This window comes from Synechococcus sp. MW101C3 (assembly GCF_002252635.1).
GTDB lineage: Bacteria > Cyanobacteriota > Cyanobacteriia > PCC-6307 > Cyanobiaceae > MW101C3.
Genome location: NZ_NQKX01000010.1, coordinates 117,260 through 137,133 on the forward strand (window position 1 = coordinate 117,260; position 19,874 = coordinate 137,133).

General features: G+C 67.0%; 17 protein-coding genes. 13 read left to right on the forward strand and 4 right to left on the reverse strand.

Annotation, left to right across the window (positions count from 1 at the left end):
- The first annotated feature begins 113 nt into the window (after positions 1–113).
- From CJZ80_RS13580 to CJZ80_RS13620, 9 genes are all read left to right on the forward strand, one after another.
- The gene (locus tag CJZ80_RS13580) at positions 114–2,072 is read left to right on the forward strand and encodes a phosphodiester glycosidase family protein (protein ID WP_094514354.1); all 1,959 of its coding nucleotides are present in this window, start codon (positions 114–116) and stop codon (positions 2,070–2,072) included.
- Positions 2,073–2,259: 187 nt separating this feature from the next.
- Positions 2,260–2,616: an AIR synthase gene (locus CJZ80_RS13585; protein WP_094514356.1), complete on the forward strand. Its 357-nt coding sequence runs from the start codon at positions 2,260–2,262 to the stop codon at positions 2,614–2,616.
- 53 nt (positions 2,617–2,669) lie between these two features.
- A complete protein-coding gene (gene rpsL / locus CJZ80_RS13590; RefSeq protein WP_094514358.1) occupies positions 2,670–3,044 on the forward strand; it encodes a 30S ribosomal protein S12 in 375 nt (124 codons plus the stop codon).
- A 46-nt stretch (positions 3,045–3,090) separates the two neighbouring features.
- Complete coding sequence (rpsG, locus tag CJZ80_RS13595; protein ID WP_094514363.1) at positions 3,091–3,561, forward strand: 30S ribosomal protein S7; 471 nt, start codon at positions 3,091–3,093, stop codon at positions 3,559–3,561.
- Positions 3,562–3,661: 100 nt separating this feature from the next.
- Positions 3,662–5,737 carry an elongation factor G gene (gene fusA, locus CJZ80_RS13600; protein WP_094514365.1) on the forward strand — a complete coding sequence of 692 codons (2,076 nt, stop codon included), beginning with the start codon at positions 3,662–3,664 and terminating at the stop codon, positions 5,735–5,737.
- Positions 5,738–5,776: 39 nt separating this feature from the next.
- On the forward strand, positions 5,777–7,006 hold the full coding sequence (gene tuf / locus CJZ80_RS13605; protein ID WP_094514369.1) for an elongation factor Tu: 1,230 nt from the start codon (positions 5,777–5,779) through the stop codon (positions 7,004–7,006).
- 177 nt (positions 7,007–7,183) lie between these two features.
- Positions 7,184–7,504, forward strand: a complete 321-nt coding sequence (gene rpsJ / locus CJZ80_RS13610) for a 30S ribosomal protein S10 (RefSeq protein ID WP_094514372.1) — start codon at positions 7,184–7,186, stop codon at positions 7,502–7,504.
- Between the two features lie 347 nt (positions 7,505–7,851).
- Positions 7,852–8,523 (forward strand): LON peptidase substrate-binding domain-containing protein, encoded by a 672-nt coding sequence (locus CJZ80_RS13615; RefSeq protein WP_094514375.1) that lies wholly within the window; start codon positions 7,852–7,854, stop codon positions 8,521–8,523.
- A complete protein-coding gene (locus CJZ80_RS13620) occupies positions 8,523–9,542 on the forward strand; it encodes a methyltransferase domain-containing protein (RefSeq protein WP_094514378.1) in 1,020 nt (339 codons plus the stop codon). The genes CJZ80_RS13615 and CJZ80_RS13620 overlap by 1 nt, the downstream gene beginning before the upstream one ends.
- On the opposite strand, the gene pheA is transcribed toward CJZ80_RS13620, so the two are convergent.
- Positions 9,502–10,356, reverse strand: a complete 855-nt coding sequence (gene pheA / locus CJZ80_RS13625) for a prephenate dehydratase (protein WP_094514381.1) — start codon at positions 10,354–10,356, stop codon at positions 9,502–9,504. The two genes, CJZ80_RS13620 and pheA, sit on opposite strands and share 41 nt — an antisense overlap.
- Before the next feature lie 58 nt (positions 10,357–10,414).
- Between pheA and CJZ80_RS13630 the strand changes: the two genes are divergently transcribed.
- Positions 10,415–10,927 (forward strand): DUF1997 domain-containing protein, encoded by a 513-nt coding sequence (locus CJZ80_RS13630; protein ID WP_094514383.1) that lies wholly within the window; start codon positions 10,415–10,417, stop codon positions 10,925–10,927.
- Positions 10,928–11,065: 138 nt separating this feature from the next.
- Here CJZ80_RS13630 and CJZ80_RS13635 read toward each other — a convergent pair whose 3' ends face one another.
- From CJZ80_RS13635 to CJZ80_RS13645, 3 genes are all read right to left on the reverse strand, one after another.
- Positions 11,066–11,734: a ribonuclease HII gene (locus tag CJZ80_RS13635; RefSeq protein WP_094514385.1), complete on the reverse strand. Its 669-nt coding sequence runs from the start codon at positions 11,732–11,734 to the stop codon at positions 11,066–11,068.
- A 29-nt stretch (positions 11,735–11,763) separates the two neighbouring features.
- On the reverse strand, positions 11,764–13,845 hold the full coding sequence (locus tag CJZ80_RS13640) for an Rne/Rng family ribonuclease (RefSeq protein ID WP_094514389.1): 2,082 nt from the start codon (positions 13,843–13,845) through the stop codon (positions 11,764–11,766).
- Positions 13,846–14,309: 464 nt separating this feature from the next.
- Positions 14,310–17,123, reverse strand: a complete 2,814-nt coding sequence (locus CJZ80_RS13645; RefSeq protein ID WP_094514391.1) for a TIGR03960 family B12-binding radical SAM protein — start codon at positions 17,121–17,123, stop codon at positions 14,310–14,312.
- A gap of 217 nt (positions 17,124–17,340) precedes the next feature.
- On the opposite strand from CJZ80_RS13645, the gene CJZ80_RS13650 reads away from it, so the two are divergent.
- The 3 genes from CJZ80_RS13650 (at position 17,341) to CJZ80_RS13660 (ending at position 19,852) form a co-directional block, all read left to right on the forward strand.
- Positions 17,341–18,597, forward strand: a complete 1,257-nt coding sequence (locus CJZ80_RS13650) for an LL-diaminopimelate aminotransferase (RefSeq protein ID WP_094514426.1) — start codon at positions 17,341–17,343, stop codon at positions 18,595–18,597.
- 71 nt (positions 18,598–18,668) lie between these two features.
- Entirely contained in the window at positions 18,669–18,995 is a 327-nt protein-coding gene (gene clpS, locus CJZ80_RS13655; RefSeq protein ID WP_094514394.1) for an ATP-dependent Clp protease adapter ClpS, read from the forward strand.
- The gene (locus CJZ80_RS13660; RefSeq protein ID WP_369803092.1) at positions 18,995–19,852 is read left to right on the forward strand and encodes a type II CAAX prenyl endopeptidase Rce1 family protein; all 858 of its coding nucleotides are present in this window, start codon (positions 18,995–18,997) and stop codon (positions 19,850–19,852) included. Before clpS ends, CJZ80_RS13660 begins: the two co-directional genes overlap by 1 nt.
- Positions 19,853–19,874: the final 22 nt, after the last annotated feature.

The following is a 19,874-nucleotide window of genomic DNA, read 5'->3' on the forward strand; positions in this document are numbered from 1 at the left end:
CCTGCGGTGACCGGCGGCAAACCCGAACTGCGGGATTGACCGCTCCTTGAGGAAGGGGAACTCTAGAGACAGGCCCACGGGGTTAGCGTTCACCACCAACGGAAGCTGGCCTGATGCCGAGGCCTTCGCCATTGCCGCTGTTCCGCCGTCGTGCCAGGCGGGAAGCCGTTGCTGGTTCTGGCGCCATCCAGGTGAGCGGCGGCCTGAGGCGTGTGCTGCTGCTGGGCAGCGCGTTCGTCAGCGGCAGCCTTTGCGCCGCACCGCTGCTCATCGCTCCGGGAGCGGGGGCGCAGAACCGGTGGCCGCCGCCCGTTCCGCCGCCCCCGGCCCTCGAACCTCAGCGCCTGCCGCAACGGTTCGGCACAGCATCCACCGTTGAGACCGGCCAGCGCCTGGAGATCAACGGCCGCCGGCAGACGGCTCGCTGGGAGCAGCGGGGCTCCGCCAGCCGGGGGGATCTGGAGCTGTGGCTGCCCCTGGAAGTGCTGGAGGGCCAGCTGGGCTTCACCAGCCGCTCGTCCACACAGGGAGGTCTGGAACTCGAGTGGTTCGGCCGCACGCTGCTGGTGCCTGCCGGGGCTCAGCGCAGCCTCGACGACGAGGTGGCCGTGGATGTGAGCCGCCTGCTGCTGGATGCCGGCGTGAGCTGGCAGCGGCAGGAGCGAGGCACTCTGCGGCTGGAACTGCCGGCGGCCACGCTGGAGCAGATCCGGGTGTCCTCGCCGGGGGCGATCGCCAGCTCGGGCGTACGGCGTGTGGTGCTCGATCTCAGCGGCCCGGCATTCGTGCGGCGAGAGGCTGGCGAACTGCAGATGGCGCTGCGCAGCACCCCGGCCCAGCTGGCCCAGCTGCAATCCCTCGGCCTGCAGGCGCGCCCCGGCAGCGACGGCCTGACGATCGCCTTGCCGGCCAGCGGACCCGGGGCCGTGCTCACCCTGGGCGGGCCGGCCCGCGTGGTGCTTGATCTGACCGGTGCTGCTCCAGGTCCGGTGCGCGCCACAGCGCCAAGCACCGCCCAGCTGCAGGCCCTGCTCAACAAGGGCATCACCGTGGAGCGACAGGTGCGCGCCCTCGGCAACCGACGCATGCTGGTGAACAGCGTGCGGCTCGATCCCCGCCGCAGCCCCGTGGAGCTGCGCTTGCTCACCAGCGCCGAGGGGATGGAAGGCCTCACCTCCCTTCCTCAGCTGGCAGGGCAGGAACAGGCCCTGGTGGCCATCAACGGCGGGTTCTTCAACCGGGTGCGGCGTCTGCCCCTGGGAGCCCTCAAAGACGACGGGCGCTGGCTTTCAGGACCGATCCTCAACCGGGGGGCCGTGGGCTGGCAGGACGGCGCCGTACCGCAGTTCGGCTGGCTGAGCCTCACGGAATGGGTGAGTGACGGCAGCGGCCAGCGCCTGCCGGTGATGGCCCTCAACAGTGGCTATGTGCAGCGAGGCCTGGCGCGCTACACCGCTGAATGGGGGCGAAGCTATCGGGCGATCAGCGGCGGGGAAACGGCCCTGCTGGTCAACGGCAGCTTCGTGCGGCAGCAGTTCAACAGTGCCCAGCTGGAACAGGGCATCGCTCTTGGCCCCGAGGACGTGCTGCTGGTGGGGCGGGGCGGGGTTGTGCCGCCGTGGGACGTGGGCAGCCGGTTGAGCCTGAGCAGCCAGCCGACCCATCCGCTCGGCCAGAGCCGCTCGGTGCTCGGGGGTGGTCCGCTGCTGCTGCTGAACGGGCGCACCGTGCTCAATGGCAGCGCCGAAGGCTTCAGCGCCGCTTTCCTGCAGCAGGGGGCGCCCCGCACGGTGATCGCCAGCGATGGCTCTCAGATCTGGCTCCTCACCCTCCAGGGGGTCGAGCATGCGGGGCCCACCCTGCGGGAAACGGCCCAGCTCCTGCAGCAGCTGGGCCTGCGCGATGCGCTCAACCTCGATGGCGGCAGCTCCACCGGCCTGATGCTCTCCGGCACCCTGTCGGTGCAGGGCCGAGGGGTGGCCGCCCGCATCCACAACGGCCTGGGTCTGGTGCCTCGTGACCCCTCTCGCGCGGCCGACGCCTCAGAGGGCTCCACAGCCAGCTCCCCCTGAGACCGCTGCCTGACGGCGAGCTGTTACGTAACGGTGGGCTGCTGCTGAACGCGGGCTTACCGCATACCCGCGGGCTCCGGACTGGAACCTGCATGCGGCGCGGAAGCCTCCCATGGCCGGACAGCTCGGCAGGGTCGGGGCGCTGCCAGAGTGAAGGCCACCACGCCATCCTTGCTGAGTTCTCCCAATGCCCCGAGGCCTCACCGTGCAGCTGACGCCGGCAGCCGCCGCCGAACTCGGTCGGCAGGCCGCTGTGGCCGGCACGCCGGGGCTGATGCACCTCGATCTGGTGGAGGGCACCTGCGAGCAGTGGGTGATCCGCCTGCGTCCGGGGCATCTGGCCGGCACCCCTGTGGCCCGTGCCGATGGCCTCACCCTGCATGCACCCGCCGACCAGATCGGCCAGCTGGCCGGCCTGAGCCTTGATTACCGCGGCGATCTCAGCGGTGGCGGGTTTCTGATCCGGCCGGGCGAGGGGGTGGCGTGCTGCCCGTGCGGAGCCGCCTTCAGCCGGCAAGGGCGTCGGGGTGCCACGACAAAGTAAGGTGGCGGATTGTGGAAAACGGTCGGACGTCCGACCCATCTCTCCGGCCCTCAATGCCCACGATCCAGCAGCTGATCCGCTCCGAGCGGCAACGCCTCACCCGCAAGACCAAATCCCCAGCGCTGCGGGCCTGCCCCGAGCGCCGTGGTGTGTGCACCCGCGTGTACACCTCCACGCCGAAGAAGCCCAACTCGGCGCTTCGCAAGGTGGCCCGCGTGCGGCTCACCTCCGGCTTTGAGGTCACCGCCTACATCCCCGGCATCGGCCACAACCTGCAGGAGCACTCCGTCGTGCTGATCCGCGGCGGTCGTGTCAAGGATCTGCCCGGGGTCCGCTACCACATCATCCGCGGCACCCTCGACACCTCCGGTGTGAAGGACCGCCGCCAGAGCCGCTCCAAGTACGGCGCCAAGGCTCCCAAGGCCTGAGTCCTGCCTCTTCGTTTCCCTTTCCCGCTTCCCTCTCCTCAGGTTTATGTCACGCCGCAACGCTGCCGAGAAGCGCCCGGTTCTCCCCGACCCCCAGTTCAACAGCAGGCTGGCAACCATGGTTGTGGCCCGGCTGATGAAGCACGGCAAAAAGTCCACCGCACAGCGGATTCTTTCTGATGCCTTCGGGCTGATCAGCGAGCGCACCGGCGCCGACGCGCTGGAAGTGTTCGAAACCGCCGTGCGCAATGCCACCCCCCTGGTTGAAGTGCGCGCCCGCCGCGTTGGTGGCGCCACCTACCAGGTGCCGATGGAAGTGCGGCAGGAGCGGGGCACCGCCATGGCTCTCCGCTGGCTGGTCAACTTCTCGCGCGCCCGCAACGGCCGCAGCATGGCCCAGAAGCTGGCAGGTGAACTCATGGACGCGGCCAACGAAGCCGGCAGCGCGGTGCGCAAGCGCGAGGAAACCCACAAGATGGCAGAAGCGAACAAAGCCTTCGCCCACTACCGCTACTGAGTTCACCGGCTCTGCCTGGATCGCGGAATCCCGGCACACCAGAGCTAACCCTTACACTTACTCCGCATTTTTGTCGATCACCCTTCGGAGACCTCAGCTCGTGGCCCGCGCCTACCCCCTGGAACGCGTCAGAAATATCGGGATTGCCGCCCACATCGACGCGGGCAAAACCACCACCACCGAGCGGATTCTCTTCTACTCAGGTGTCGTCCACAAGATGGGCGAGGTGCACGATGGCGCCGCCGTCACCGACTGGATGGAGCAGGAGCGGGAGCGCGGCATCACCATCACTGCGGCGGCCATTTCCACCAGCTGGAAGGACAACCGCATCAATATCATCGATACCCCCGGCCACGTCGACTTCACGATTGAAGTGGAGCGGTCGATGCGGGTTCTCGACGGGGTGGTGGCTGTGTTCTGCGCCGTGGGTGGCGTCCAGCCCCAGTCCGAAACCGTGTGGCGGCAGGCCGATCGCTACAACGTGCCCCGCATCGTGTTCGTCAACAAGATGGACCGCACGGGTGCCAACTTCCTGAAGGTCTACGACCAGATCAAGGACCGCCTGAAGGCCAACGCGGCACCGATCCAGCTGCCGATCGGAGCAGAAGGAGAACTCAAGGGCATCATCGACCTGGTGCGCCAGAAGGCGATCATCTACACGAACGATCTCGGCACCGACATCCTCGAGGGAGACATCCCCGACGACATGAAGGAAGAAGCCGCACTCTGGCGCGGCAAGCTCATGGAATCGGTGGCCGAAACCGATGAGGAGCTCCTCGACAGTTACCTTGAAAACGGCGAACTCACCGACGAGCAGCTGGTCAAGGGCATTCGCGTCGGCGTGGTGAAGCACGGCCTGGTGCCGATGCTCTGCGGATCCGCCTTCAAGAACAAAGGGGTGCAACTGGTACTCGACGCAGTCGTCGACTACCTACCCGCACCGGTGGACGTTCCGCCGATCACCGGCCTGCTGCCCGATGGCACCGAGTCCAACCGTCCCTGCGACGACAATGCTCCCTTCAGTGCACTGGCCTTCAAGGTGATGGCCGACCCCTACGGCAAACTCACCTTCGTGAGGATGTACTCGGGGGTGCTGCAGAAGGGCAGCTATGTGATGAACAGCACCAAAGACAAGAAGGAGCGGATCTCCCGCCTGATCCTGCTCAAAGCAGACGATCGCGAAGAAGTTGACGAACTGCGCGCTGGTGATCTCGGGGCCGTTCTCGGCCTCAAGGACACCACCACCGGCGACACGCTCTGCGTGGAGAGTGCGCCCATCATTCTGGAATCCCTGTTCATCCCAGAACCGGTGATCTCGGTGGCGGTGGAGCCGAAGACCAAGGGCGACATGGAGAAACTCTCCAAAGCACTGCAATCCCTCTCTGAGGAAGATCCCACCTTCCGCGTTTCCACCGACCCCGAAACGGGCCAGACCGTGATCGCCGGCATGGGCGAGCTTCACCTGGAAATCCTGGTGGATCGCATGCTGCGGGAGTTCAAGGTGGAAGCCAACATCGGCGCTCCGCAGGTGTCTTACCGCGAAACGATCCGCGGCAAGGCCAAAGGTGAAGGCAAGTTCGCCCGCCAGACCGGCGGTAAAGGCCAGTACGGCCATGTGGTGATCGAAATGGAGCCGGGTGAGCCCGGTTCCGGCTTTGAGTTCGTCAACAAGATCGTCGGCGGCATCGTGCCGAAGGAATACATCGGTCCTGCCGAAAACGGCATGAAGGAAACCTGCCAGTCCGGCGTGATTGCCGGTTTCCCGATGATCGATGTGAAGGTCACCATGGTGGACGGGTCCTACCACGATGTCGACTCTTCGGAGATGGCTTTCAAGATCGCTGGTTCGATGGCCTTCAAGGACGGCGTCAAGAAGTGCAATCCTGTACTCCTTGAGCCGATGATGAAGGTGGAAGTCGAAATCCCCGAGGACTACCTCGGTTCGGTGATCGGTGACCTCTCCTCACGTCGCGGGCAGGTCGAAGGCCAGTCCATCGACAACGGACAATCCAAAGTCCAAACCAAGGTGCCCCTGGCCGAGATGTTCGGCTACGCCACCCAGCTCCGATCCATGACCCAGGGTCGGGGTATTTTCTCGATGGAGTTCAGCCATTACGAGGAAGTTCCTCGCAATGTGGCTGAGGCCATCATCTCCAAGAATCAGGGCAATTCCTGATCTCTCACCCCCAACCAACACCCCCGATTCTTTCCTTCAATGGCTCGCGAGAAGTTTCAGAGGAACAAACCTCACGTCAACATCGGCACCATCGGCCACGTTGACCACGGCAAAACCACCCTCACCGCCGCCATCACCAACGTGCTGGCATCCCTTGGCCAAGCGAAAGCTCAGGCCTATGACGACATCGACGGTGCTCCTGAGGAGAAGGAACGGGGCATCACCATCAATACCGCCCACGTCGAGTACGAGACAGAAGGCCGTCACTACGCCCACGTCGACTGCCCGGGTCACGCGGACTACGTCAAGAACATGATCACGGGTGCCGCCCAGATGGACGGCGCCATCCTGGTGGTGGCCGCCACCGATGGCCCCATGGCCCAGACCAAGGAGCACATCCTGCTGGCCAAGCAGGTGGGCGTGCCCGCCCTGGTGGTGTTCCTGAACAAGAAGGACATGGTCGACGACGAGGAAATCCTCGAGCTCGTCGAACTGGAAATGCGTGAGCTGCTCAGCAGCTACGACTTCCCGGGTGACGACATCCCCATCGTGGCCGGCTCCGCTCTGAAGGCTCTCGAGTTCATCCAAGGGGGCGGCAAAGGCAACCGGGGTGACAACGAATGGGTCGACAAGATCCTTGACCTCATGGACGCGGTGGATGAATCCATCCCCGAACCCGAGCGCGAAATCGACAAGCCCTTCCTGATGGCTGTCGAAGACGTGTTCTCGATCACCGGTCGTGGCACCGTGGCCACTGGCCGGATCGAGCGCGGCAAGGTGAAAGTGGGCGAAACCGTTCAGATCGTCGGCATCAAGGACACCCGCGAAACCACCGTCACCGGGGTCGAGATGTTCCGCAAGCTGCTCGACGAAGGCATGGCGGGCGACAACGTCGGTCTGCTGCTGCGCGGCATTCAGAAGGAAGACATCGAACGCGGGATGGTGCTGGTCAAGCCCAACTCGATCAAGCCCCACACCAAGTTCGAAGGTGAGGTCTACGTCCTGAAGAAGGAAGAAGGCGGCCGTCACACCCCCTTCTTCGCCGGCTATCGCCCGCAGTTCTACATCCGCACCACCGACGTGACCGGCCAGATCACGGCCTTCACCGCCGACGACGGCACCAACGTGGAGATGGTGATGCCCGGTGACCGCATCAAGATGTCCGCCGAGCTGATCTGCCCAGTGGCGATTGAGCAGGGCATGCGCTTCGCCATCCGCGAAGGCGGCCGCACCATTGGTGCGGGCGTGGTGTCCAAGATCGTGGAATGATCCTGATCTAGGGTCTTGGCCTTGGGGGGCGTGCCTGCGCGCAGGCTTCTCCCCCCTCGGCTTGCCCCTTCCGGCTTTCAGGCCACTCGCACCTCGGCAATTCAGGCTTCAAGCCTGATTCATCGTTTTCTGCACCGGCAGCGTTCTTGCTGGCGGATGCCTCACCCGCATTTCCCCATGTCCACCGCCATCGCTCAGCAGAAGATCCGCATCCGTCTCAAGGCGTTCGATCGCCGCATGCTGGATCTTTCCTGCGAAAAAATCATCGAAACCGCCGATCACACCGCCGCCACGGCTATCGGCCCCATCCCCCTGCCCACCAAGCGCAAGATCTACTGCGTGCTGCGCTCACCCCACGTGGACAAAGACTCCCGTGAGCACTTCGAAACCCGCACCCACCGCCGCATCATCGACATCTACAGCCCTTCCTCGAAAACGATCGACGCGTTGATGAAGCTTGATCTCCCGAGTGGCGTCGATATCGAAGTCAAGCTCTGAGCCGCATCGGCCCCGCCCCTGCACACGCCTGGCTGTTCGTGAATGGGTTGGCCCAGGCTGCCCCAGAATTCGCTTCCCCTTGCTGCTGCCTGCGCCCCATTGACGCCCCCGCCCGCTTCCCCGGCGGGCTTTGTTTTTTCTAGAATCGATCCTTCAGGCTGCCCGGCGCTTCAGGAGCTGCCAGGGCCGGCGCAGCCAGCGCCAGCCCTTGCCGTGTTGTTTTCTTCGAACATCGAGGCAAAACACTCCTCGCTGCTTCTTTCTGGCAAAGCACCCGGGCACCGGCCCTTTCAGGCCTTCTGCTCCCTTCCATCCGTTTTTCCAGCCCTTTCTCCACCCACCCATCCGTGACTGATCTGGCCGTGAGGGAACTCCCCCTATTCCCCCTGCCGGATGTGGTGCTGTTTCCGCAGGAAGTGCTGCCGCTGCATATCTTCGAGCCCCGCTACCGCATGCTCCTGCAAACGGTCCTGCAGACAGATCGCCGCTTCGGGGTGATCCGCTGGGACCCACAGGAAAAGAAAATGGCTTCTGTGGGCTGCTGCGCGGAAATCCTCCAGTGCCAGACCCAGGAAGACGATCGCAGCAACATCGTGACCATGGGGCAGCAGCGTTTCCGTGTGCTCGAAGTGGTGCGGGAGGCCCCGTTCCGGGTGGGCATGGTGAGCTGGATCGAAGACGCAACCGATGAGAGCCCGGAAACTCTCAACGCCTTGGCCGGCAACGTGACCCAGGCCCTGCGGGATGTGGTCGACCTCACGGGCAAGCTTGTGGGGCGGCCGAGCAGCCTGCCCAACGATCTGCCTGACCTGCCACGGGAGCTCTCGTTCTGGATCGGTTCCCATCTGGGCGGCCCCGTGGCCGATCACCAGCAGAGCCTGCTGGAGCTCACCGACACCGGCGAGCGGCTGCGTCAGGAATTCGCCCTGCTCGACCAGACCCGCCGCCAGCTTGCGGCCCGCACGGTCCTCAAGGACACCTTCAAGGATCTGGGTGAGCCCCCCAGGGATCCCTCCTGATGGCCGGCCTTCCCCTCCCCGCGCTGGCGGCTGTGGCTTCTGTGGCCGTGCTGGCGGGCGCCTTCGTGGTGTGGCAGCGGCGCAACCGCAGCTTCGAGAGCACTGCCACCGTGGCGGAGGCCTACGACCGCTGGACGGAAGACCGGCTGCTGGAGCGGCTGTGGGGCGATCATGTGCACCTCGGTCACTACGGCACCCCACCGCATCGGGCCGACTTCCGTGCCGCCAAGGTGGCCTTCGTGCACGAGTTGGTGCGCTGGAGTGGCCTGGATCAGCTGCCCCCTGGCTCCAGGCTGCTGGATGTGGGCTGCGGCATCGGTGGCAGCGCCAGGATCCTTGCCCGTGACTACGGCTTTGAAGTGCTGGGCATCAGCATCAGCCCGGCGCAGGTGGAGCGGGCCCGTCAGCTCACCCCAGCGGGCCTCAGCTGCCGGTTTGCAGTGATGGATGCCCTTGATCTCGACCTCCCGGATGGGGCCTTTGCTGCGGTGTGGAGTGTGGAGGCAGGGCCGCACATGCCCGACAAGCAGCGCTACGCCGATGAACTGCTGCGCGTGCTGGCTCCCGGTGGGCTGCTGTCGGTGGCCGACTGGAACCGCCGCGATCCCTCCGCCGGAGCGCTCAGCGCAGTGGAGCGCTGGGTGATGCGTCAGCTCCTGGATCAGTGGGCCCACCCGGAATTCGCGAGCATCCCCTCATTTCGCCGCAACCTGGAGCTGAGCGTCCATGCCGGCGGCGCTCACACCGACACCGACGACTGGACCCGCGCCACCCTGCCCTCCTGGATCGATTCGATCCTGGAAGGGGTTCGCCGGCCGCGCGCCGTGCTGGGGCTGGGTCCGGCCGCCGTGCTGCAGGGCATACGCGAAACCCCCACCCTGCTGCTGATGGACTGGGCCTTTCGCCATGGCCTGATGGCGTTCGGTGTCTTCCGCTGCCGCCGCGGGCCGGACACCACGCCCGCGGCGGCCGCCCTGGCTAACCAGCAGGCGAGCGCTCCTCCTCCGCGAGATTCGTGAGCGGATAGGCCCCGAACAGAGCCAGGTGCTGGCACAGCCCCCTGAGCTCTTCGATCGCCTGCTGGAGCGCCTCACCGGCGGCAGGCCGCTCAAGATCCACGAAGAACAGATACTCGCCCATCTCACGTTTGGACGGCCGCGACTCGATTCGGCTCATGTTCAGCTGGCGATGCGCGAAGCAACTGAGCGCCTCCAGCAGCGCACCCGGGCTGTTGGCGTGCAACGAAAAAGCCAGGCTGCAGTGGGTGCTGCCTTCGGCGGGACCCCCCTCTTTCTGCAACAGCAGGAAGCGGGTGCAGTTGCCGATCACGTCGTTGACCGGATAGGCCAGCACCTCGAGCCCGTGCTCCTCTGCCGCCTGACGCGAGGCGATCGCTGCGCGGAAGCGGCTGCCTGCCACCAGCCGGGCGGCTTCGGCGGTGGAGCTGGTGGGCAACTGCAGGGCATCGGGCAGGTGTTCCGCCAGCCACTGGCTGCACTGGGCCAGGGCCTGGGGATGGGAGAGCACCTCGCTCACCCGGTCGATCGGACCGCTGCCCAGCAGGGCATGGCGGATCGGCAGCACCAACGCCCGGCGGATCTGCAGGTCGGAGTGCTCCCAGAGCACATCAAGGCAGGCGGTGACGCCGCCCTCCACCGAATTCTCCACCGGAACCACGGCAGCACTGCAGCCACCGTCGGCGAGGGCCTTGACCACAGCACGAATGCTGCCCTGCGGGACGAATTCCGGATCCTGGAAGCCTTCCAGGGCAGCGAACTGGCGCGCCGCCTGTTCTCCGTAGGTGCCGGCGGGTCCGAGGAAGGCGAGACGCATGGGGGAAAGGGAGCGCAGACCGGTGGATAGGATCATCCTCCGCCGGCCTCCCCAGGCGATGTCTCTGGCCTTCAGCGCCAGCCAGCAGCTCACCTTGCCGGTTCACGGGCAGGCCGAGCAGCTGGCCGATTACCTCGATGACGAACAGCGGGTGATCCGGGCCTTGCTGGAACCGCGCCAGCTCACGCCGCTCAGTCCTGGCCACTACCAGTACGAAGTGAGCGGATTCAAGGTGTTTCAACTGCAGGTGCAGCCGGTGGTGCAGTTGCAGGCCCAACGGGAGCCGGGGCGGCTGGAGCTGGAAGCCCTCGATTGCCGCCTCGTGGGACTCGAAGCCGTAGACGACTTTGAGTTCACGCTCCAATCCTGGCTGGCGGTGAACGACGGCGGCCTGGAAGGCGAAGCCCTGCTGGGCGTGCGCGTGAGCCGCCCCACCGTGCTGGGGCTGATCCCGCCGCGCGTGCTGGAGGCCACCGGCCGGTCACTGCTCAGCGGCATCCTGCTGGGCATGCGCAAGCGGGTGGGGCAGAACCTGCTGAGTGATTTCAGCCAGTGGTGCGAAACCCGCTGAACCCGCTCCCGGCGGCCATGGGCTTCGCAGAGACGGCAGGCAGTACGGCAGGCAGTGGACAGTGGCCTTTTCCAGAGGCAATAGCGGTCTGCACAGAGGCGGCAGAGAGCTCACAGAAGAGGCCCGGTGGCTGATCATTCAACGGAGCGGCGGCCAGTCGGTGCCGGCCAGCACCTTGCCCAGAAAGCAGGCCCGGTGCAGCGGCGTGGGCCCGAGCCTGCGCAGGGCCTGGCGATGAAAGGCCGTGCCATAGCCGGCGTGCCGCTCCAGGCCATAGCCAGGGAAGCGGCCGGCCAACCGCTGGATCAGGCCATCGCGGGCCTGCTTGGCCACCACGCTGGCCGCGGCGATCGACAGGCAGTGGCGATCCCCTCGCACCAGGGTGATCTGTGGCCCGCTCCACAGACGCAGCGGCAGCACCCCATCGACAATCACGAGGCGGGGCGGCGCGGCCAGCCGCTGCAGCGCTCGCAGCATGGCCAGTTCGGTGGCGCAGCGGATGCCGTGATGGTCGATCTCCTCAGCCGAGGCCTGGCCGAGCGCGAACTGCGCCGCCGCCTCCACGATCAAGGGCAGGAGCCGGCGGCGCTGCAACGGCCGCAGGGCCTTGCTGTCGGTGAGTCCGGCGGCTGCCAGAGGCGGCAGCGCGGATGCCGGCAACACCACGGCGGCGGCGAACACCGGCCCGAACAGGCTGCCCCGCCCAACCTCATCGATCCCTGCGCAGACACCGGGATCATGCTGGGCATAGGGATCGGCTGGAAGCTGCGGCTCTGCTGTCGCTCCTTTCCCAGGGTGGGCGCCCACGGGCCGTGGAGAGCGGGCAGGCGCTGGGCTCAGACCGCCGCCGAAGAACGGCGGCGGCGGCGGCGGGGCTCACCGGCCGGGTCGTCGGCAGGGGTTTCGGGGGCGGGATCAGGCTCGCTCTGAGCGGCCACAGCAGCAGCCGGGTGGTCGGTGATGCTCACGGCGGCGGGCGTGGCACGGCCGACGGTGCGGGTGATCGGCACCTGCAGCACCGTGGTTTCAATCACGGTGGTGTGGACTGCGGGAGAACGGTCGGTGTCGATCGGCAGCGGGGTGATTTCCACCATCACGGCATCACCGGGATCGCGGGTGGAACTCCAACGGTCGGTGCCGGTCTCTGCCGTGGAAACAACGACGGGGGCGGGAGCATCGCTGGAGTAGTCGGCGGCGGTGCGGGGGGCAGCGGCGCCATCGCCACCGCCACGGCCGCCACGGCGACGCCGCCGGGAGCCTGAGCCGGACAGCTGCTGACGAGCGGCGTCGAGCACCGCCTCCTCTGATTCGCCGGGGCGCACGACCCGGACGACCACGTTGTCGCCGGCAGGGGGAGACTCCAGCAGCAGGGCGGGGTTGAGGCCCATCCAGCCGTAGACGAATTCCTGGTCGTCGTCCATGGGGACAGCCACCAGCTCGGGGTCGTGGCGGCGGCTGACGCCTTCAGAAGCACTCAGCGGTGCTTCCACCACCCGGGGAGCGGCCGGCTCGTCGTCGATGGAGACGAGCACGGGGGTGACTTCGATCAGCTCATTGCCGCTGCGGCTACCGCGACCACCGCGTCCACCACGGCGGCGGCCACTGGGCTCGGGCGCGGAGGGGCTGGGCGCCTCGGCGCGGGCGGAGGCAGCGGAGCGCACCAGGCCGGTGACCGTGGCGAGTGGTTGGAGGGTGTCCTTGCCGGGGAGAACGGCCACGTGGCCGAGGCCACCGCAGCTGGGGCAGGCGCGACCGAACAGCTCGTAGATGTTCTGGCCCTGGCGTTTGCGGGTGAGTTCCACCAGACCAAGCTCGGTGAGCTGGGCGATCTGGGGTCGGGCGGCGTCGTCGCGCACGGCCGAAGTGAAATGCTCGAGCAGCATCAGCTGATCGCGGCGCGACTCCATGTCGATGAAGTCGATGATCACCACACCGCCGATGTTGCGCAGCTTCAGCTGACGCGCGATTTCAGCCGCCGCTTCGCAGTTGGTCCAGAGGACGGTTTCCCGTGCATTGGCGGAACGCGTGAAGGAACCGGAGTTCACATCGATGACAGTGAGCGCCTCGGTGGGCTCGATGATCACCGACCCGCCGGAGGGCAGATCGACGCGCGGCTTGAGGGCATCGCGGATGGCAGCGTTGATCTTGTGGTGCTCAAGGATGTCGGTGCTTTCGACATGGTGCTCCACCAGCAGATTGGCCTGATCGGCACCGAGGAAGGCGTTCACACGGCCGACGGCCGCTTGGGTGTCAACCACCACGCGCTGCACCTCGGGGCTGTAGAGGTCGCGCAGCACCCGATGGACGAAGTCTTCGTCGCGGTTGAGCAGCGCCGGCGGGGTGGCCGTTTCCGCCGCTTCCTGGATGCCCTCCCACTGACGCAGCAAAGCTTCGAGATCATCGATCAGCAGCTCCTCGCTGATGCCTTCGGCTTCGGTGCGCACCAGCAGGCCGGCGCCGGGCGGCTTGATCAGCACACCCAGGGCCCGCAGACGGTTGCGCTCGCTCTCGGCACTGATCCGCCGGGAGATGTTGACCCCCTGGCCATGGGGCTGAAGCACCAGGTAGCGGCCAGGCAGCGTGAGATTGCCCGTGAGACGCGGCCCCTTGGTGCCGGTGGGCTCCTTCATCACCTGAACCAGCACCTTCTGGCGTGGCTCCAGCAGTTCAGTGATGCCGGCAGCACCCTTCCTGAGCCTCAGTGGGCCGAGGTCGGTGACATGAATGAAGCCATTTTTCTCGCTCTCTCCGATGTTGACAAACGCAGCATCAATGCCGGGGAGCACATTCTCGACGCGCCCGACGTAGACGTCGCCGATCTGGTAGCGACCCTGGGCAACGATCAGTTGATCGACGCGTTCGTCGTTGAGCACCGCGGCGATGCGCAGTTGCTCCGCAATGACGATCTGCTGGGGCATGGAGGAAAGAGGGTGGCTCGGAGAAGCCCTGCCATGGGATGGGGATTACCCCCTGAAGCAATGAAGCGATGAGCCGATCGTGCTGAGAAGCCGACCGTCTGCTGCATCAGCAGAATGAGACGGAAGAAAAAGCCTTTGAGGAGCAAGCTCTGGAGGTTCAGCCTCCGTTGACGCCCGAGCTGCCGGAACGGGAACGGACCGGTTGCTGCTGGGTGTGACTACGGCGAACACGCCGCAGGAGCGGGGGCCATAGACGATGCGGCTGTGGATCGAAAGCCACAGACGGATCTGCCGTCTGAGGTGAAATTAGCACGCGCCAACCCCAGGCCCTTCTGCCGCTGGATCTCGGCCCCGAGCCGTTCACCTTGGTTCGCAGGAGTGCATCGCTGCTGTGGCTCGCAGGAGGGGGTAGCCAGCGTGGCTGGCTGCTGTTGAGGGCGACCTGCCGCTGCAGGCCTTGGCCCTCAGGCCGGCGGCGCCAGGATCAGACGTTCACGCCGGCAGGGGCCCAGACGCAGGGGCTGGCCGAGCGCCTCCACCAGCCACTGGCGCACCTGATCGGGGCGGATGCTGCGGCCCTGGGCATCGATGCGGGCCTGCAGGCGGAGTGTCACTGAGGCAGCAGCTGTGCCCTCCCCGGTAGCGGCGGCCGCCGCTTCGGCGCTGGCTGGGGCGGCGGCTTGAGCGGCGTCCGTGATGACAAGAGAGGTTTTGTCAGCGCCCTGCGGCGCTGGCAGCAGCTCCAACGCGATCAGGCAGGGGCGGCAGTCCCGCTCGCGGGGGCGGCCCTTCTTGTCGCTGTCCCGCCAGGGCAGTGTGGCGGACTGCAGCAGATGCTCGATCGCCCGGTGCCAGTCGTCGGTGGACGGAGCCATCCCGGGCTCTGCGCCGGCGGCGACCTCCGGGAGCAATTGCAGGCTCCAGTGGGCCTCCGCCAGTTGCTGGGAGAGAGCCGGGCCCGCCAGGGGCACCTCCTGCACCGAGTGCAGGGAGAAACCCTGTGGAAGCTGGGCCTGCAGCCGCGCGAGCACCTCCTCCGGTGGACAGACCTGAGCGAACTCCAGATCGAGCCATTCACCTTCCGCCTCCACACCCAGCGGCAGCGCCAGGGCGAACTGCAGCCGGGGCAGGGGATGAAAACCGCCGCTGAAACTCACCGGCAGCTGGCTGCGGCGCAGGGCCCGCTCCAGCAGGCGGGCCAGATCGAGATGGCTCAGCAGTGCCAGCGAGCCCCGCTTGCTGAAGACAAAGCGCAGCCTTTGGATCCGTTCGCTGGCGGGGCTGCGCGGCGGCTGCGCCGCAGGGATCGGTGGAGGCGCCACCACCACGTTGTGACCGAACTCCGGCCCACAGACGCCGCAACTGCTGCAACCCTCAAAGGAGCAGTCCGGCACCACCACTGCAGCGAGGGCCCGTTGCAGGTCTTCGGCCAGCCAGCGCTTGTCGACACCGGAATCCACGTGATCCCACGGCAGTGGCTGGGCGCAGAAGGCCTCCAGATCAGCGCCGCTCAAGGCACCGGTGGCCGTCCAGTCCCCCAGCTCCAGCGCCCGGTAGCGGCCGCCCAGTCCCTCGGCCTCAATCGCCCCGGTCCAGGCGGCGTGGGTGCGGTCGATCGTTTCGAACCAGGCATCCATGCCGGCTCCGGCCCGCCAGGCCGCCTCCAGCACCGGTGCCAGGCGCCGGTCGCCCCGGCCGATGAAATCCTCCATCGCCGACAGGCGCGGATCGGTGACATTGCACTTGATGCCCTTGAGCGTGCGCAGCTCCCGGCGCAGCAGCTCCTGGCGCCGCCGGAACTCCGCTGTGGACACGCTGTGCCACTGGAAGGGTGTGTGGGGCTTGGGCGTGAAGTTGCTGATCGTGAGGTTCAGCTCCAGCCGCCCCAGATCGCGGCACTGCTGCTGCAAAGCGCGGCAGGTGTCGGCGATGCCGATCACATCGGCGTCGGTTTCCCCGGGCAGGCCGATCATGAAATAGAGCTTCACCTTGCGGTAGCCGTTCTCCATGGCGGTGCGGATGCCGCGCAGCAGCTCCGCGTCGGTCAGCCCCTTATTGACGATGTCGCGCAGGCGTTGGGTGCCGGCTTCCGGGGCGAAGGTGAGGCCCGCCTTGCGGGTGCCGCCCAGGATGTGAGCAATGTTCTGGTCGAAGCGGTCCACCCGCTGGCTGGGCAGCGTGAGGCTGACGTTGTGCTCGGAGAGGCGGTTGCGCAGCTCCACGCCCACCGCAGGCAGGGCGAGGTAATCGGAGCAGCTGAGCGACAGCAGGGAGAAATCGCTGTAGCCGGTGCGGGCCATGCCCTCCTCCACCGCTTCGATCACGGCCTCGGGTTCCACATCGCGGGCCGGACGGGTGAGCATGCCGGGCTGACAGAACCGGCAGCCCCGGGTGCAACCGCGGCGGATCTCGATCGTGAGCCGGTCGTGGACGGTTTCGATGTGGGGAACGAGGCCCATGCCGTAGTGGGGCATGGGGGTGGCCACCCGCCGCAACACGCGCGCCGGCAGCTCCGGCCGCAGCGGCTGAAGGGTGACACCATCGGGGCCCGGGGCATAGAGAGCCGGCACGTAGACGCCGGGCACATGGGCCAGATCAGCCAGCAGCGCTGAGCGGCTCAGCCCGTCGGCCTTGGCCTCGGCCACCACCAGGCCAATCTCCGCCAGCAGTTCCTCGCCGTCGCCGAGGGCGAAGAAATCGAAGAAGGCGGCGAACGGTTCGGGATTGCTGGTGGCGGTGGGGCCGCCGGCGAAGATCAGGGGTGGGGCTGCCGGGTCGTTGAGCGGCAGGTCGCCCCGGTCGGCGGCCCGCAGTGGCAATCCCGCCAGATCCAGCATCTCGAGGATGTTGGTGGCGCCCAGCTCATAGCTGAGGCTGAAGCCGAGGATGTCGAAGACGGCCAGGGCGCGGCGGCTTTCGACAGCGAACAGGGGTTGGCCCTGCTGGCGCAGGCGCTCGGCCAGGTCGGGCGCCGGCAGGTAGGCGCGATCGCAGAGCTGGCCTGGGATCGCATTGAGAATCGAATAGAGAATGATGTGGCCGAGGTTGCTGGCGCCCACCTCGTAGAGATCGGGATAGGTGAGACACCAGCGGGCACCGGCGCTGTCCCAGTCGCGCGGCAGCACGCCCCGTTCGTTGCCCAGGTAACGGGCGGGGCGGGCGATGGTGCTGTCCACCAGCTGGTCGAAAGCGACGCGCCCGTGAGGCAGCGGAGGGGTCGCGGCGATGGCGGTGGGCGTCGCGGCAGCAGCGGAACCACACGAAGTCGCCATGGTCATGGCTGAACGCTCAGCAGGCCGCAGGCTGATCGTAGGCAGCTGTCAAGGAGCGCCCGCAGCTAGCTGCTGGTGCGTGCGGGGCAGGGCTGGGCAAGCAAACGGGTCAACTGCAGCAGGGGCCTGTCGCAGCGGTGACCTGCGGCGTTGCACTCGTGCTGCTTCCAGCGCGTGCGGCGCCGTAGCAGGATGCCTGCCAGCGACATTGGCGGCGGCAGCAGTGGTTCAGGTCAACGGCAACTACCTCAAACTCAAGGCCGGGTATCTCTTTCCGGAGATTGCCAGGCGCGTGAAGGCCTTCGCAGCGGCCCATCCCGACGCCCCCCTGATCCGGCTCGGCATCGGCGATGTGACCGAACCGTTGCCTGCAGCCTGCCGCGAAGCGATGAAGGCCGCCATCGACGCCATGGGCACGGCGGAAGGCTTCTATGGCTACGGCCCGGAGCAGGGCTACCTGTGGCTGCGCGAAGCGATCGCCCGCCACGATTTCCAGGCCCGCGGCTGCGCGATCGATGCCGAGGAGATCTTCATCTCCGATGGCTCCAAGTGCGACAGCAGCAACATCCTCGACATCCTCGGCCCCGACAACCGCATCGCCGTCACCGACCCCGTTTATCCGGTGTACGTGGACAGCAATGTGATGGCGGGCCGCACCGGTGAGGCTGACGCCAGCGGCCGGTACGGCGGCCTCACCTACCTGCCGATCACGGCCGACAACGGCTTCATCGCCCCGCTGCCCGAGCAGCCGGTGGACCTGATCTACCTCTGCTTCCCCAACAACCCCACCGGCGCTGTGGCCACCAGGGCCCAGCTGCAGCAGTGGGTCGACCATGCCCGCGCCACGGGCGCCCTGATCCTGTTCGATGCTGCCTACGAGGCCTTCATCCAGGACCCCGAGCTGCCCCACTCCATCTATGAGATCGAGGGGGCCCGCGACTGCGCCATCGAGTTCCGCTCCTTCTCCAAGAACGCCGGCTTCACCGGCACGCGCTGCGCGCTCACCGTGGTGCCCCGCGGCTTGATGGGCACCACCGCCGCAGGAGAAGCGGTGGAGCTGTGGGGGCTATGGAACCGGCGGCAGAGCACCAAGTTCAACGGCGTCAGCTACATCGTGCAGCGGGGCGCCGAAGCGGTGTACTCCGCCGCAGGGCAAGCCGAAGTGAAGGCTCTGGTGGCCTTCTACATGGAGAACGCGGCGATCATCCGCCGCGAGCTGGCGGCGGCCGGTCTGCAGGTGTACGGCGGCGAGCAGGCCCCCTACGTGTGGCTCAAGACCCCCGCCGGCCTCGATTCGTGGGCCTTCTTCGACCGTCTGCTGGAGGAGGCCAACGTGGTGGGCACCCCGGGCAGCGGTTTCGGCGCCGCAGGCGAGGGCTACTTCCGCCTTTCAGCCTTCAACAGCCGCGCCAACGTGGAGGAGGCGATGGCCCGCATCGCTCGCGCCTCCCTGGTGCCTGCTTCCGCCGGAGTTGCCTAAATTCGAACCTCACGTTTCTGGCTGCGCGCCGCTCGTCACCCCGTCCCCTTGCCGTTGTTCCTCCTTTGGCGATGACCCTTCCTCAGGCGGTTGAAACCCCCGGCCGATCACCCGGGGGTGTGGCGGTGATCGACAAGGAGGTGCAGCGGGTGCGCAAGCCCTCGCCGCGCTACCGGGTGCTGCTGCACAACGACCCTGTCAACTCGATGGAGTACGTGGTGTCCACCCTGCGGCAGGTGGTGCCCTCCCTGAGCGAGCAGGACGCCATCGCCGTGATGCTGGAAGCCCACAACACCGGCGTGGGGCTGGTGATCGTCTGCGATCTGGAGCCGGCGGAGTTCTACAGCGAAACCCTCAAGGGCAAGGGTCTCACCAGCACGATCGAACCGGAGGCGTAGTGGAGCCCCTGGCTCCCGCGCCGCTGACCACACCGGAACAGCAGAGCCGCCGGCCCCATGGCCTCGGCACCCTGCTGTACGTTCCTGTGCTCTACGGCGTGGGCTGGCTGACGGCGCGGCCGCTGCAATGGTTGGCGCCGGGCCTGCGGCCTGATCAGATCGACCTGGCCGGGCTGGTGGTGGCCCTGCTGCTCCTGCTGTTCAGCCTGCCCTGGCGCCTGCGCCGCAGCTGGGGAGCCACCCATCCCTGGCGGCGGCTTGGAGTGGTGGCGACACCGCTGATGGCGGTGCGGGCGTTCCTGGGCGGACTGGCCAAGGCCGCCCTGCTGCTGGCACTGGTAGCCGCTGTGCTGCTGACCAGCGGACAGGCTGCGTGGCAGCTGGATCTGAAGGCCGGCGAGCTGCTCAACGCCCTGGCCCTGCTGCTGGGGGTGGGCTTCGCCGAGGAATTGCTGTTCCGCGGCTGGCTCTGGGGTGAGCTGTCCCTGCAGCTGAGCCGCCGCCGCGCCCTGCTGCTGCAGGCTGCGCTGTTCGCCCTGGTGCATCCCTGGTACCGGGCCGGCAACCTGGGAGCCATCGGAATGCTGGGCGGGCTGATCCTGCTGGGGCTGGCTCTGGCCCTGCAGCGACGCAGTGACGGGGGCGTGCTGTGGGGAGCGATCGGCCTGCATGGCGGCCTGGTGGGCGGCTGGTTCGTGCTCCAGACCGGGCTGCTGCAACTGGCGCCTGAGGCGCCGGCCTGGCTGGTGGGACCCGGGGGGGAGGTGCCCAATCCAATCGGAGGCCTGATCGGCTGGCTGGGGCTGGGGGCACTGCTGGCCTGGGGCTCCCTTACAGAGAGACGCGAACCGGGTTGATGGAGTGGTGGATACCGTTCCA